Annotated in this window: 13 protein-coding genes; 7 read left to right on the top strand and 6 right to left on the bottom strand. The window is 64.3% G+C overall.

Annotated elements, in window-relative coordinates; translation table 11 throughout:
* Positions 1–60 precede the first annotated feature (60 nt).
* The 5 genes from JI749_RS02455 to JI749_RS02435 all read left to right on the top strand — a co-directional run bounded on the left by JI749_RS02455 (position 61) and on the right by JI749_RS02435 (position 5621).
* Entirely contained in the window at positions 61–258 is a 198-nt protein-coding gene (locus JI749_RS02455) for a hypothetical protein (RefSeq protein ID WP_201658439.1), read from the top strand.
* A 136-nt stretch (positions 259–394) separates the two neighbouring features.
* Entirely contained in the window at positions 395–2113 is a 1719-nt protein-coding gene (locus JI749_RS02450; RefSeq protein ID WP_201658437.1) for a sensor histidine kinase, read from the top strand.
* Between the two features lie 132 nt (positions 2114–2245).
* The gene (gene rpsO / locus JI749_RS02445; protein WP_201658434.1) at positions 2246–2515 is read left to right on the top strand and encodes a 30S ribosomal protein S15; all 270 of its coding nucleotides are present in this window, start codon (positions 2246–2248) and stop codon (positions 2513–2515) included.
* A 354-nt stretch (positions 2516–2869) separates the two neighbouring features.
* The gene (pnp, locus tag JI749_RS02440) at positions 2870–5008 is read left to right on the top strand and encodes a polyribonucleotide nucleotidyltransferase (RefSeq protein WP_201658418.1); all 2139 of its coding nucleotides are present in this window, start codon (positions 2870–2872) and stop codon (positions 5006–5008) included.
* 79 nt (positions 5009–5087) lie between these two features.
* A complete protein-coding gene (locus JI749_RS02435; protein WP_201658415.1) occupies positions 5088–5621 on the top strand; it encodes an alpha/beta hydrolase in 534 nt (177 codons plus the stop codon).
* A 10-nt stretch (positions 5622–5631) separates the two neighbouring features.
* Here the strand turns inward: JI749_RS02435 and JI749_RS02430 are convergent, their stop codons facing one another.
* The gene (locus JI749_RS02430; protein ID WP_201658399.1) at positions 5632–6198 is read right to left on the bottom strand and encodes a hypothetical protein; all 567 of its coding nucleotides are present in this window, start codon (positions 6196–6198) and stop codon (positions 5632–5634) included.
* 261 nt (positions 6199–6459) lie between these two features.
* Between JI749_RS02430 and JI749_RS02425 the strand changes: the two genes are divergently transcribed.
* Both JI749_RS02425 and JI749_RS02420 read left to right on the top strand, forming a co-directional pair.
* Positions 6460–7107 carry a L,D-transpeptidase gene (locus tag JI749_RS02425; protein ID WP_201658394.1) on the top strand — a complete coding sequence of 216 codons (648 nt, stop codon included), beginning with the start codon at positions 6460–6462 and terminating at the stop codon, positions 7105–7107.
* 188 nt (positions 7108–7295) lie between these two features.
* On the top strand, positions 7296–8021 hold the full coding sequence (locus JI749_RS02420) for a glycoside hydrolase family 16 protein (RefSeq protein ID WP_201658391.1): 726 nt from the start codon (positions 7296–7298) through the stop codon (positions 8019–8021).
* Positions 8022–8114: 93 nt separating this feature from the next.
* Here JI749_RS02420 and infB read toward each other — a convergent pair whose 3' ends face one another.
* The 5 genes from infB to JI749_RS02395 all read right to left on the bottom strand — a co-directional run bounded on the left by infB (position 8115) and on the right by JI749_RS02395 (position 14712).
* Positions 8115–10967, bottom strand: coding sequence for a translation initiation factor IF-2 (infB, locus tag JI749_RS02415; protein WP_201658388.1), 2853 nt, complete (start codon positions 10965–10967; stop codon positions 8115–8117).
* Positions 10960–11661 (bottom strand): RNA-binding protein, encoded by a 702-nt coding sequence (locus tag JI749_RS02410; protein ID WP_201658385.1) that lies wholly within the window; start codon positions 11659–11661, stop codon positions 10960–10962. The genes infB and JI749_RS02410 overlap by 8 nt, the downstream gene beginning before the upstream one ends.
* Before the next feature lie 28 nt (positions 11662–11689).
* Positions 11690–13288 carry a transcription termination factor NusA gene (nusA, locus tag JI749_RS02405; protein WP_201658384.1) on the bottom strand — a complete coding sequence of 533 codons (1599 nt, stop codon included), beginning with the start codon at positions 13286–13288 and terminating at the stop codon, positions 11690–11692.
* Complete coding sequence (gene rimP, locus JI749_RS02400; protein ID WP_201658381.1) at positions 13289–13915, bottom strand: ribosome maturation factor RimP; 627 nt, start codon at positions 13913–13915, stop codon at positions 13289–13291.
* Between the two features lie 131 nt (positions 13916–14046).
* Positions 14047–14712, bottom strand: a complete 666-nt coding sequence (locus JI749_RS02395) for an FAD-binding oxidoreductase (RefSeq protein ID WP_201658378.1) — start codon at positions 14710–14712, stop codon at positions 14047–14049.
* Positions 14713–14967 lie beyond the last annotated feature (255 nt).

The following is a 14967-nucleotide window of genomic DNA, read 5'->3' as shown; positions in this document are numbered from 1 at the left end:
CTCGAAGCCCCTGCAACCTTGCGCGGTCATAAGGGGTTTGTCTGCTGAAGGGAGTTTCAGATGACCCAAGCTCAGACCAGCAAAACCGACACTGCCGCCGCAATGAAGGACGGCAAGAAGCCCGGCCCCAAGGATTCTCCGGTCCAGGTGCGTCCGGCCGGCAAGGATGCGCATGCCGACAAGCCCAAGGACTGGGACAAGCATGACGAAGCCGTCGACGAGAGCTTCCCGGCCAGCGACGCCAGCGCCAAATACTGACCGTGGCATTTGTGCAAGCCCGCAAATGATCTGAAGGCACAAGCACATCAGTCACCCTTGCCATGCCGCGCTCCGACGCTAAGGTCGGGTCGCGGCCATCGGTATTGCGTCAGATTCGGCCGCGGGAAAGTGCGGTATGGGGGTCGAGCGCGAGGCCGAAATCGATAGTCCGCCACGGATCGAGCGGCGCTCCTGGGCGCGCTCGCAGTCCGTCGTCGTCTATCTTTTTGCGCTTGTGCTGGTCATCCTCATCCCGGCGCTGGTCGTGTCGCTGGTCCTGCTCAACCGCAACAATCGCGCGCAGGAAGATGTCGTCCGGGCCCTCACCAATGCCACTGTCCAGGCCATGGGGCAGTCCGTCGAGCGCGAAATCGAGGGCATGATCACCACGCTCAAGGTGCTCTCGACCAGCAGTGCCCTGCGCGATGGTGACTTTGAACAGTTTCACGCCCGGGCTTCGATCGCGCTCAAAGGCAGCGGGTCTTACCTGCTGGCCATCGATCGCGATCTCAACCAGTTGCTCAATACCAGGGTCGCCTTCGGCACCGCGCTGGGGCCGACATCGGATCCCAACACGGCCCGGGCCGCGCTCGAAAGCGGCACGACGCTGGTCTCGGGGCTGTTCTTTGGCCGCACGGCGCAGCGCTGGGTCTTCAACGTCATGCTGCCGCTCAGCGACAACCCCACCACGGCGCTTCTGGCCCTCACGCAGGATGCGGCCAATCTGACCCGAGCCCTGCAGTCGCGCCAACTGCCCGGCGGGTGGCATGCCGCCCTGGTGGATACCGACAACCTGGTCATTGCCGCCACGCCCGACGCGGCGCTCGAAGCGGGCACCGTGCTGCCCATGCGGCAGGCCCAACAGCAAAGCCCCGACGAATGGCAGCGTGAAAGGTTCGGCAGCGACATCGTCGTCACCTCCGAATGGCGCTCACGTCTTTCGGGCTGGCGGGTGATCGCCTGGGCCACTGTCGATACCGTGGAGCGTCCGCTGGGCGATTCCCTGCTCTGGCTGGCCGCCTGGGGCGTCATCATTGCCGGGGTTGCGGGCGGGCTGGCTCTCGTCCTCGCCCAGCGCGTCGGGCGTTCGGTGCGCGGGCTTCGCCGCGATGCGCAGCGGCTGGGCTTGGGTGACCCGGTACGGGCCAAGGCCTATCCGGTCGCCGAAATCGCCGAAGTGTCCCGCGCCCTGGCCGACGCCTCGGCCTTGCGCCAAAAGGCCGAACGCGAAGTGCACTTTCTCATGCGCGAGCTGGCGCATCGCTCGAAGAACCAGATGACGGTCATTGCCGCCATGGCCAAGCAGACCGCGCGCGGCGCCACCAGCGTCGAGGCCTATGTGGAGGCGTTCGAGCGCCGCATCCATGGGCTGTCGCGCTCAACCGACCTGCTGTTGGTTCATGGCCGGGCGGGCGTCTTGCTCGACGAGCTGTTCGATAGCCATATCGCGCCTTTCAGCCCGCCCGATCCCGAACGCGTCAGCCTGATGGGCCCGACGGTGCGCCTCAATGTGCAGGCCGCGCAGATCCTGGGCATGGCCGCCCACGAGCTCTCCACCAATGCCGTCAAATACGGCGCCTTTGCCGGTGACAGCGGCAGCCTCGTCGTGCGCTGGAGCATCGTCGACGACCGGCTAGACCTGGTCTGGCGGGAAACCGTGCCCGCTGGCATCGCGACCTCGGAGCGCGTGGGTTTCGGCACGACGGTATTGCAGAACATGGTGGCGCGAACATTGGGCGCACAGGTGGAGCGCCTCTGCCGGGCCGACGGCATCGAGTGGCACTTCGTCATTCCGCTGGCCGCCATTGACCCATCCCACTCGCCCGGCCCGGCCGCCGAGCCTTCGCCGGAATAAATTCTGGCATTGCGGCCCTCTTTGCACTATAGGGACGCCAGTCTTGGGCCTTTGGGCCCGGGCATCAGCGGCCCCGCCTGGACGACATCCCGGCCGGGGCGACCCAATCCTCCTACCTAAAGGATATGTCCGATGTCGATTACTGCAGAACGCAAGAGCGAGCTGATCCAGGAATACGCAACCAAGCCGAACGACACCGGTTCGCCGGAAGTCCAGGTCGCGATCCTGTCGGAACGCATTGCCAACCTGACCGAGCACTTCAAGGACCACAGCAAGGATAACCATTCCCGCCGTGGCCTGCTGAAGCTGGTTTCGACCCGCCGTCGCCTGCTCGACTACGTCAAGACCGTCGACGACGCGCGTTACAAGGCGCTGATCGAAAAGCTCGGCCTGCGCCGCTAACAGGCGCAAGAAAATTGCGGATGCGGGGCTGAGCTCCGCCTCCGCTTTCGCTGCCCGTTGGCGGCGAAAAGCGTAGACCGGCATTGCCGGAGCATGGCAGGATTATTGGCCGCTCCCTTCGCCTCACGCTCGCAAAATCAGCTCTTGGTTTTGGTCTCGTGAGGCGCCCGACTATTCGGGAGCTGCTTGTTGTCTTGCCCATGTTTCGTCTCTGCCAAGGACGTGAACCGCGCCTGATTTTGAGCTTGGCCTGCACATGGGGTGCAGTCGCAAGTGCGGGCGCACCGGATGAGTTCGTGGGGAGCTACGCCCCCGCGTTCCCGCTCAGCCGGCACAAATGGAAAGACCAGACACATGACGATCAATTTTGATCACCACAAGGTCGAGCTCAACTGGGGCGGCCAGCCGCTGACCCTGGAAACCGGCAAGATCGCCCGCCAGGCCGATGGCGCCGTGCTCGCCACCCTGGGCGAGACCGTGCTGCTCGCCACCGTCGTCAGCGCCAAGTCCGCCAAGCCCGGCCAGGACTTCTTCCCGCTGACCGTCAACTACCAGGAAAAGTACTTCGCCGCCGGCAAGATCCCGGGTGGCTACTTCAAGCGCGAAGGTCGCCCGACCGAGAACGAGACCCTGGTGTCGCGCCTCATCGACCGTCCGATCCGCCCGCTCTTCCCCGAAGGCTACAAGAACGAGACCCAGGTGGTCGTCACCGTTCTGCAGCACGACATGGAAAACAACCCCGACGTGCTCGCCATGGTCGCGGCTTCCGCCGCCCTGACCATTTCGGGCGTGCCCTTCATGGGCCCGATCGGCGCGGCCCGCGTCGGCTATGTCGATGGTCAGTATGTGCTGAACCTGGCCGTCGATCGTCGTAGCGAATCCAAGCTGGACCTCGTCATGGCCGGCACCGAAGACGCCGTCCTGATGGTGGAATCGGAAGCCAAGGAGCTGAGCGAAGAAATCATGCTCGGCGCCGTGATGTTCGGCCATGCCGAGTCGCGCAAGGTCATCCAGGCCATCATCAAGCTGGCCGAGCTGGCGGCCAAGGAGCCGCGCGATTTCGTCGCCCCGGACTATTCCGCCCTCGAAGCCGAAGTGCTCAAGGTCGCCGAGGCCGACCTGCGCGCCGCTTACAAGATCACCAAGAAGGAAGATCGCTACGCTGCGGTCGACGCCGTCAAGAAGTCGGTCAAGGAAGCCTTTGCCGCCAAGGTCGAAGCAGGCGAAGTCTCCGCCGAAGACCTGGGCGAGGTCATCCACAACCTCCAGGCCAAGATCGTTCGCTGGAACGTGCTCGATACCGGCCTGCGCATCGACGGCCGCGATCTCAAGACCGTCCGCCCGATCGTTGCCGAAGTCGGCGTCCTGCCCCGCACCCACGGTTCGGCGCTGTTCACCCGCGGTGAAACCCAGGCGCTGGTTGTTGCCACGCTCGGCACCGGCGAAGACGAGCAGTTCATCGACTCGCTCGAAGGCACCCAGAAGCAGAACTTCCTGCTGCACTACAACTTCCCTCCCTATTCGGTGGGTGAAGCTGGCCGCATGGGCTCCCCGGGCCGTCGCGAAATCGGCCATGGCAAGCTGGCCTGGCGCGCCGTCAACCCGATCCGTCCGTCGGTCGAAGAGTTCCCCTATACGATCCGCATCGTGTCCGAGATCACCGAATCAAACGGCTCGTCCTCGATGGCGACCGTCTGCGGCACCTCCCTGGCCCTGATGGATGCCGGCGTGCCTCTGGCGCGTCCGGTTGCGGGCATCGCCATGGGCCTGATCCTGGAAGGCGAAAAGTTCGCCGTGCTCTCCGATATCCTGGGTGACGAAGACCACCTGGGCGACATGGACTTCAAGGTGGCCGGTACCGAAGCTGGCGTCACCTCGCTGCAGATGGACATCAAGATTGCCGGCATCACCGAGGAGATCATGAAGATCGCCCTCGAGCAGGCCAAGGGCGGTCGTATCCACATCCTGGGCGAGATGGCCAAGGCGATCTCGGCTTCGCGCGGCGAAGTCGGCGAATTCGCGCCGCGCATCGAAACCATGAAGATCCCGACCGACAAGATCCGTGAAGTGATCGGTACCGGCGGCAAGGTGATCCGCGAGATCGTCGAGAAGACCGGCGCCAAGATCAACATCGAGGATGACGGCACCATCAAGATCGCCTCCTCCGACGGTTCGCAGATCGAAGCCGCCATCAAGTGGATCCGCTCGATCACTGACGAAGCCGAAGTGGGCGCCATCTACCAGGGCACCGTCGTCAAGACCGCCGATTTCGGCGCCTTCGTGAACTTCTTCGGCGCCAAGGATGGCCTGGTGCACATCTCCCAGCTGGCCGAGCAGCGCGTTGCCAAGACCACCGACGTGGTCAAGGAAGGCGACAAGGTCTGGGTCAAGCTCCTGGGCTTTGACGAGCGCGGCAAGGTCCGCCTGTCCATGAAGGTCGTCGACCAGGCGACCGGCAAGGAAATCGTCAAGGGCGAGGAAGCCGCCGAGTAATCGGCCCGCCCCGTGAAAAAACCGAAGGCCCGGAGCGATCCGGGCCTTTTTACATTGTAGCGCGAGTGGAGGGTTCGCCATGGTCAACATCCTGTTCATTCAGGGCGCCGGTACTGGCGCAAGCGATGCGCTTGTTGCCGACATGCGCCGACACCTGGCGCAAGGTGACACGCTGGACGCGCCCGAAATGGCCTTGGCAGACGATCCGACGGCGGAGCGCTGGCTCCCTGCAATCGGCGTGGCACTTGCGCGTCAGACTGCCCCGTTTGTGGCGGTGGGACACTCGCTGGGCGGTTCGACCTTGCTGCAATGGCTGGGCACCAATCCCCGTCCCCAAGGCCTCCGAGCCGTGGTCACGGCAGCAGCGCCGTTCTGGGGCGAGGGTGGCTGGAACATGGCCGACTTCGCCTTGCCACCAGGTGCAGCGGCGAGCCTGGCGGAAACACCCTGCCTTCTTCTCAATGGCGACGCGGACGACACTGTTGAGGTGGAACACCTTTCGCTTTATTCGCGCGCCTTGCCCGGGATCGAGACCCGCATCGTTGCGGGTATGGATCACCAATGGGCAAACGGCGGTGCCATCCTTCTCGATGCCGTCCGCCGGTTCGCCTGAACCAGGCCCGCTACTCGATCAGCATCGCGCCCAGCACCATAAGCACCAGGAACACCGCGATGGCGACATGCACCCAGCGCCGGTTGAAGACGATGCCACCCACCAGGACGCCCACGACGACCAGGTTCATCACGATATAGGAGGGATCCAGGAAGATGTCGTCCCAGCCGGTCTTGACCAGTTCATTCCCGATCCCGAGCAGGTAGCTCAGGATCAGCGAGCCGTAGAACCAGGCGCGCCGGCCCACCAGATAGTCGTAATGCGTCTCGTAGCCGTCGATGGTGTCCGGCAGCAGCATCGCCGCCATGAACAGGAACGTGGCGCAATAGGCGGTCTGGAACAGGTACAGTGGGAAGGTCCATTCCACATTGGCGAAGGTCAGCCCCTCCTGCCACCAGAAGATCAGGATGGCGCCCAGGATGAAGACGATCCACAGCCCGTGCAGGATATTGAACTGGTGCGTCTTGGGCTGCTGGATGAACTTGGCCGCGCCGCCCAGCACATTGGCCAGCGCCACGCCCAGGATCGTACCGGAGATCAGCTGCACATAGATCGGGATTTCGTTGGTCTGTTCCATGGTGCCTCGGGGTTGCCCCACCGTTACGGCACCGGCCACGGGCTTTGTCGATAACCCCGAATGCGCACTGCCGATCAATCCACGGCTTTCTTCATGTGCCGTTCATGCAACAGGCTATAAACATCACTTCTATGCGAGGAACCCGCCAGTTAACCGCCCGTTTGGCGAGTGAGGCTTTCCTGCACTAGCGAAGCTTTCTGCCACGCCTTACCCACTGCCTACCTCAACAGATCCGCGTCACCGATTACCCTAGGAATTGCCTTGCTCTCCCGTCGCTTGTTCCTGATCGGCGTTTCCGCCGTCGCGCTTTCCGCCTGCTCCTCCACCCGCACGCCGGTGGTGCAGGAGCCTGTCATCGATCCCTATTACCAGCGGATGTATGGCGAGGTGATCGGCGAGCCCTATCGTGTCGCCGCCATGGACCTGCGCCGCGTCGATCCGAAATGGTGGCGCCAGGAAGTGCCCTACAGCACCACGGAGCGCCCTGGCACGCTGGTCGTCGATACCCCGCAGCGTTTCCTATACCTCGTCCTCGAAGGCGGCCGCGCCCTGCGCTATGGCGTTGGCGTGGGCAAGACCGAAGCCCTGGTGTTCCGCGGCAATGCCACGATCGGACGCAAGGCCGAATGGCCGCGCTGGACGCCGACCAAGGCGATGATCGCCCGTGAACCGGACCGCTACGGCCCCTATGCCAACGGCCTGCCCGGCGGCGAGACCAACCCGCTTGGCCCGCGCGCGCTCTACCTCTACAAGAACGGCGCCGACACCCTGTTCCGCCTGCATGGCACCACCGAGCCCTACACGATCGGCACCAATGTCTCGTCGGGCTGCATCCGCCTGATGAACCAGGACATCATCGATCTCTATGCCCGCGTGCCTGTTGGCGCCAAGGTCGTGGTGATCAACTAGTATTCTGGTCGCTACCCCGGGTCGCTGCCGCGGCAGCGGGACGCCTTGTTTCGGAATCCGTAGTCACCGAAGCAAAGTTTTCCGCTGCCGCGACAAAGGCCCGGGGCATCGCCAGGAAACAAAAGCCCGTTCAGTGAACGGGCTTTTTGTTTGGGCGTTGTAGCTGCACTCAAGTGTGGAGCCCCATCGTGACCCAGCCTGAAATGCGCCTGTTATGGTCCGATGAGTTCGACCAGCCGTCCGGCACGCCGCCGGACCCGCGCTGGTGGTCATACGAGGTCGGTGGCGGCGGCTGGGGCAATGGCGAGCTTCAGGTCTATTCGGATGCGATTGCCAATGCCTGTCATGACGGGCAGGGAAATCTGGTGATCCGGGCGCTTGCCGGGGACGCAGGCTACTCGTCCGCCCGCCTGATCACCAAGGGTCTTGTGGCGTTCCAATACGGCCGGCTCGAAGCCAGGATACTGCTGCCGCGCGGCGCGGGGCTGTGGCCGGCGCTTTGGTTGCTCGGCAGCACGATCGATACCCAGCCCTGGCCGGCCTGTGGCGAGATCGACGTCATGGAGTATGTGGGCAGCGAACCGCGCCGCGTCTTCGGCACCGTGCATTGCCCGCAGCATTCTGGGCGGGACGGGATCAGCGGAGCCCTGGTCGCAACCGAGGACCTGGCGGATCGCTACCACGTCTTTGCGGTCGATTGGAGCGCCCGCCGCATCACCTGGAGCATGGACGGGGTCGACTACTTCTCCCTCTCGCCAGACGAGCTCGGCAAGTCATGGGTCTTCGACCACCCCTTCTACATCCTCCTCAATCTGGCTGTCGGCGGCTGGCTGGGGGGCGAAGTGCCGGCAGCCACACACGTTCCGGCAGAACTCAAGGTCGACTACGTCAGGATATTCGCCCCGCCGGCCTGACCCTCGTCTGACAGTGCCGCGCCGTTTGCCGGGAAGGCAAACAAAAAAGGGCGCAACCTCGCGGCTGCGCCCTTCGATTGCAGGGAATTGCTCCTACAGCGTGCGCTGCACCGTCTCGACGCGGAAGCATTCGATGACGTCGCCGGGGCGCATGTCTTCGTAGTTTTCGAAGGCCATGCCGCATTCCTGGCCCATCTGCACTTCCTTGACCTCGTCCTTGAAACGCTTGAGCGTCTTGAGCTTGCCTTCGTGGATAACGACGTTGTCGCGGATGAGGCGCACGCCCGAACCACGCTCGACCATGCCTTCGGTGATGCGGCAGCCGGCGACCTTGCCGACCTTGGTGATCGAGAAGACTTCCAGGATTTCCGCATTGCCGATGAAGGTTTCGCGACGCTCCGGCTTGAGCAGGCCGCTCATGGCGTTCTTCACGTCATCCACCAGGTCGTAGATGATGTTGTAGTAGCGGATTTCGATGCCGTCGCGCGTGGCCAGGTCCGTCGCCTGCTTGTTGGCGCGGACGTTGAAGCCGATGACGATGGCGTTCGAAGCCGAAGCTAGGGTGACGTCCGACTCGGTGATGCCGCCCACTGCGCTCATCAGGATCTGCGCCGACACTTCGTCGGTCGACAGCTTGTTGAGCGAAGCCACGATGGCTTCCACCGAACCCTGCACGTCGCCCTTGATGATCAGCGGGAACTTGGCGATGCCCGCCACCTTGAGCTGGTTCATCATCTGCTCGAGGCTGGTAGCGCCGCCGCCGGCCGTCTTTTCGCGGATGGCGCGCTGGCGGTACTCGGTCACTTCGCGGGCACGAGCTTCGGTCTCGACCACCGAGAAGCGGTCGCCGGCATCGGGCACGCCGGTAAAGCCCAGCACTTCCACCGGAATGGAGGGACCGGCTTCCTTGACCTGCTCGCCCTTGTCGTTGATCAGGGCGCGCACGCGGGCAAACTCGGTGCCGGCAACCAGGATGTCGCCAACCCGCAGCGTACCGCGCTGCACCAGCACGGTCGCCACCGCGCCGCGGCCGCGATCGAGCTTGGCTTCGATGACCAGGCCCTCGGCGCGGCCGTCGCGGGCCACCTTGAGCTCGAGCACTTCGGCCTGCAGCAGGATGGTCTCGAGCAGCTTGTCGAGGCCCTTCTGCGTCTTGGCTGACACTTCAACGTCGAGCACTTCGCCGCCCATCGACTCCACGAACACTTCGTGCTGCAGCAGCTCGGTGCGGACGCGGGTCGGGTTGGCTTCCGGCTTGTCCATCTTGTTGATGGCCACGATGATCGGAACACCGGCCGCCTTGGCGTGCTTGATGGATTCGATCGTCTGCGGCATCACGCCATCATCGGCCGCCACCACCAGAACGGCGATGTCGGTCGCCTGGGCGCCGCGGGCACGCATGGCGGTGAACGCCTCGTGGCCCGGGGTGTCGAGGAAGGTAATCTTGCTGCCGTTCTTTTCGACCTGATAGGCGCCGATATGCTGGGTAATGCCACCGGCTTCACCGGAAACCACATTGGCTTCGCGGATCGCGTCGAGCAGCGAGGTCTTGCCGTGGTCGACGTGGCCCATGATGGTCACCACGGGTGCACGATCGGTCAGGTCCTCGGCCTTGTCGTCCGAAGCAATGTCGAACAGGCCCTCTTCGACGTCCGCCTCCGACACGCGCTTGACCGTGTGTCCAAGCTCGCTGGCGATCAGCTCGGCCGTATCGGCGTCGAGCACGTCGTTGATGGTGGCCATCTGGCCCTGCTGCATCAGCATCTTGATGACGGTGACCGAGCGCTCGGCCATGCGGTTGGCCAGTTCCTGCACCGTGATGGCTTCCGGAATGGTCACTTCGCGGCTGAGCTTTGGCGCATCCTGCTGGTTGCGGCCCATCTTCTTGTCGCGACGGCGGCGCATGGCGGCCAGGGACGGACCCCGGTCGCGATCGCTTTCGGTCGTGGCGCTGGCCACGGTCAGCCGGCCGCGGGCGCCTGAGTCATCGCCGCGGCGGGTCGGCCGCTCCGGCGTGGCGCGCGAAGCACGACGCGCATTTTCGAGTTCGGCTTCACTGGTCGGCCGCGTCTGCGGTGCGCCGGTACGGACCTTGCGGCCGTCGGCTTCGCTGGGCGGGGCGGGCGGCACGTTGCCGATCGGCGCCATGCCCGAACCAGGCGGACGACGTTCACCGGCCGGGCGGCCGGCCGTGCCCGAGGGACGGGCGCCGGGCGCGCCGGGGCGAGCGCCAGCAGTGCCCGGACGAATCAGGGCATTGGCGCCGCGTTCGTTTTCCGGACGCGTATTGCCGCTTGGACGCGATTCCCCCGCCGGGCGCACCGGACGTGGGGGCTGGCCGGGACGGCCGGCAACCACGCGCACGCTGGACGGGCCAGGATTGCGCTGTGATGCAGGTGTATAAGGCGCGCGCGGTTCCTCGCGCGGGGCCGGTGCGGCTTCGGCGGCCGCCGGCGCTTCGCTCTGGGCAGGCGCCGCAGCGGGGGCCTCGGCTACGCCGGCTTCATCGGCACGACGGGCAGCTTCGGCGCGCTCGGCTTCCTCGCGGATCTGGCGACGGCGCACATCTTCTTCCACGCGCCGGGCTTCTTCTGCGGCAAAGCGTTCGCGGTCCTCGGCCTGGCGGGCACCGGCCAGCGCCAGCGCCTGACGGCGGGCCTCCGCTTCGGCGGCGCTCAGGCCCAGGGGAGCGCGCGGCGCTGCTGCCGGACGACCGGCTGGCGGGCGCTGGCTCTGCGACGGTGCGCCAGCAGCCGGAGCCGGCCGATGCGGAGCACTCGGAGCATTGGGCTTGGGCACCAGTCGCGTGCGCTTTTCGACGACAACCGTCGAGCGCGAAGGACCACGCGACATCCCCGGACGGTTGCCCAGGCTTGGGCCGCCCTTGAGTGTCAGCGTCTTCTTGGCGCCAGAGTCGTCGGTGCGCTTGTCGTCGTTATCAGCCATGTATCTCGCGTCTTTCGTCGGTGGCCTCGGGCAAAAGGTCACCGTCAACCGCAAGGCTGCCGGTGTCCGTTTCCGTCGGTTTGGCGATGTAAAGGGCCAGTCTACGGGCCTTTTCCACCGCCGCTTGGGCTGCTGCCCCTCTCGTGAGGGCAGCATGTATCACATTTTCCAGCCCGAGTGCCAAACCCATTTGCTCTGAGGAGAGCAATTCGAAATGGGGCACTTCGAACCCGTCGATTTCTTCTTCTGCCGCTGCGTAATGCAGGGCCTTGAGCGGTCCGACCATCTTGCTGCGCCCGTCCTGGGCAGCATCGGTCGCGGTGATCAGCGCGATCAGCTCTCCCGCCCGGATCAGGCCCTGCACCTTGGTGGCACCGAACGTCAGCTGGCCGGCCTTGCGCGCCATGCCAAGCGCGTTGAGATAACGCTGCTCGAGCCTGGTCTGGGTCAGGCCCGGCAGGTCGTCCGGCAGCTTGACCTCGGTCTTGAGGCTGCGCGCGAAGACCTTCTTGCGGACCGCTTCGGCCACCGCCTCGCGGCTCAGGCTGATCCAGACGCCGCGGCCTACGGCCTTGGCTTCCGTATCGGGCACCAGCACCCCGTCCGGTCCGAGCACGAAGCGAATGAGCTCGGCCACGGGTTTTTCAACCCGTGTCAGAGCGCACATCCGCGTCGTTTCTTCGCGCCGGGCCATGTCCTGGTCCCCCGCCGGCCTTCGGCCCTTAGGCCGATGCCTCTTCGCTGGCGGCTTCCTCATCGGTGGCCGCTACGTCTGCCTCGTCGATCCAGCCGGCCTTGATGCGCGCCTGCATGATCATGTCTTCAGCCTCTTCCCGCGAAATCGGGAAGTCCTTGAACGTGCCTTCGAACCGCTTGGTCTCGCCGTCCTTGCGCTCGCTCCAGCCGATCAGGTCGTCCGCGGCGCAGCCGGCAAAGTCTTCGACGGTCTTGACGCCGTCCTTGCCCAGGGCCACCAGCATGGCGGCGTTGAGCCCGGCGATCTCGTAGAGGTCGTCATCCACGCCGAGCTTCTTGCGCTCTTCGTCGTGGGCCCGATCGATCGCCGCTAGGTATTCGGTGGCTCGGTTCTGGATTTCGCCGGCGGTTTCTTCGTCGAAGCCATCGATCGAGGCGATTTCGTTGGCGTCGATATAGGCCAGTTCCTCGACCGAGGAGAAGCCTTCCGAAGCCAATAGCTGGGCAACCATCTCGTCGACGTCAAGGGCTGCCATGAACAGGCTCGAGCGTTCGGTGAATTCCTTCTGGCGGCGCTCGCTCTCTTCCTGCTCGGTCAGGATGTCGATATCCCAGCCGATCAGCTGCGATGCCAGGCGCACATTCTGGCCGCGGCGGCCGATGGCAAGCGAGAGCTGCTCGTCGGGGACCACAACTTCGATGCGCTCTGCCTGCTCGTCGAGCACCACCTTGGCGACATCGGCCGGCTGCAGCGCCGAAACCACCAGGTCGGCAATCGTGTCGGTCCAGGGGATGATGTCGATCTTTTCGCCCTGCAGTTCGGCAACCACGGCCTGGACGCGCGAACCGCGCATACCCACGCACGCGCCCACCGGGTCGATCGACGAATCCGAGGAGGTCACGGCGATCTTGGCACGCGAACCCGGATCGCGCGCGATCGAGCGGATCGTGATGACGCCGTCGTAGATCTCGGGCACTTCCTGCATGAAGAGCTTGGCCATGAACTGCGGATGCGTGCGGCTGAGGAAGATCTGCGGGCCGCGCTGTTCGCGGCGCACGTCATAGACATAGGCGCGGACGCGGTCGCCATAGCGGAACATTTCGCGCGGGATCAGCTCGTCGCGGCGGATGATGGCTTCGCCACGACCCAGGTCGACGATCACGTTGCCGTATTCGACGCGCTTGACGGTGCCGTTGACGATCTCGCCGATGCGGTTGAAGTACTCGTCATACATGCGCTCGCGCTCGGCATCGCGCACCTTCTGCACGATGACCTGCTTGGCAGACTGGGCGGCGATGCGGCCGAATTCCATGGGCGGCAGCGGTTCGGTGAGGAAATCGCCGATCTTGGCTTCCGGCGACTTGGCCTGGGCGCGCTTGAGGTCGATCTGGCGGCTGGGCTCCTCGACATCCTCGACGATCTCGAGCAGGCGCCACATGCGGGTTTCGCCCGAGCGCGGGTTGATCTCGACCTTGATCTCGGTCTCGGCGCCGTAGCGGCCCTTGGCCGCCTTTTCCATGGCGTCCTGCATCGCCTCGATCACGACCATGCGGTCGATCGACTTTTCGCGGGCAACGGCATCTGCGATCTGCAGCAGCTCGAGACGGTTCGCGCTAACGGCCATTTAGTGGATCTCCTGGGAGTCTTCGTCGTCATTGTCATTGTCGGCAAACTCGACCGTTTCGGTCTCGTCGTCGTCGATGGGGTGGGCTTCCTGGTCGAGCCGCGCCTTTTCCATCAGGGCATCGGTCATCACCAGCTTGGCTTCGGCAAGCGTGGTGAACAGCAGCCGATGGTCGGGGTCCGTGCCGCCGGGCGCGTCGGGCAGGGTGATGATGACTGCGTCATCGTCGACCGCCTTGATGAAGCCGCGAAAGCGCTTGCGGCCATTGATCATGTCGCTGAGCTCGATCTTGGCCTCGTGCCCCACATAGGCGGCGAAATCGCGCCGGCGCACCAGCGGCCGGTCGATGCCGGGCGAGGAAACTTCGAGGTGATACTCGCGGTCGATCGGGTCTTCCACGTCGAGCACCGGCGAGAGGTCTTTGCTCAGCGTCTCGCAGTTGACGATGGTGAAGCGAGCATTCTCGTCTTCGGCCATGATCTGCAGCGTCATGCCGTTTTCCTGGGTGATCTTCACCCGAACCAGGGAAAAGCCCAGGCCGTTGGCGACCGGCTCGACGATCCGGGCGATACGGGCTTCCAGGCCCGTTTCCTTGATGTAGCGCTTTTCGGTGAGATCGAAGCTCATCGGTCCCTTCGGAGGTAATAAAAAAGAGCGGGGCCGGGCGGCTCCCACTCTGCAAACTTGCTGAGATGTTGGCGTCTATATAGCGCTGTTGCCGCCGAGCCGCAAGATGTCGGTCGTGGTCGCGGCGGCCGCTACCTTTCCCAGGTGACAGCCGACACGTCCGCGCCAAGTTCTTCCAGCGCGCCGCGCAGGTCCGCGACCATCGCATCGGGGCCGCAGAGATAGAAGTTATGCTTGAAATCCCCGACGTGCTGGCGGAGGAAGTCGGCGTCGATCCGCTCCTGCAGGAGGTTTGACTTCGGATCCCCCGTGACCGTCCACAGCGTTTCGAGTCCATCCATCGCTTCGAACTCGTCGCGCAGGATGATGTCCCGCTCGGTCTGGTTGGAAACGATCAGCCGATTGCCCTCGAGGCCTCCCTTGGCCTGGAGATGGCGGAGAATGGCGATGAACGGCGTGACCCCGGCGCCACCGGCGATGAAGGTGCCCGGCCCCTTGTATTGAATGGTGCCCCACACGTCGCGCAACAAGAGGTAGTCGCCCGCCTCGCAACCCCAGAGCGCATTGGTGACGCCGGGATGATCGCGATAGCTCTTGATGGTGAATTCGAGATCGGGCTCGTCCTGTCGCGACGTAAAGGTGAACGGCCGCTTCTGGTCGGCCCAATCGGGCTTGTCGATGCTGACTTCCGTGGCCTGTCCGGGCCCAAAATGAAAATTCTTCGGTTTTTCGACGCGATAGTGACGGACATTGTGGGTGACCATTTCGGTCTTCAGAATCTGGACGCGGGTGGGCATTTGGGGGCTCCTTTCTAGCTTAGACGCGCCCGCGGGCGGAACGTTCCCCAGCCGCAGGCACCTGCCCTGCCTGAGGGTCGCCTGGAGGTCACCCAGTGTCATCAGCGAAACCAGGGCACCCGAGAACCCCTTGATTTCCTTGATAAAACTCTAGCAACGATGCGCCGGACTTCAAGGGATGGAATCTGCAAAATGTGGTCTTGAGGGTCAGGCGGGCCACGATCATTTCCAGGGTGTTCAAACGAAAGGAACACT

The sequence above is a fragment of the Devosia oryziradicis genome (assembly GCF_016698645.1).
In the GTDB taxonomy this organism is placed as follows: Bacteria; Pseudomonadota; Alphaproteobacteria; order Rhizobiales; family Devosiaceae; genus Devosia; species Devosia oryziradicis.
Note: the sequence above shows the minus strand (reverse complement) of the source record. Positions and strands in the feature narration are given on the sequence as shown.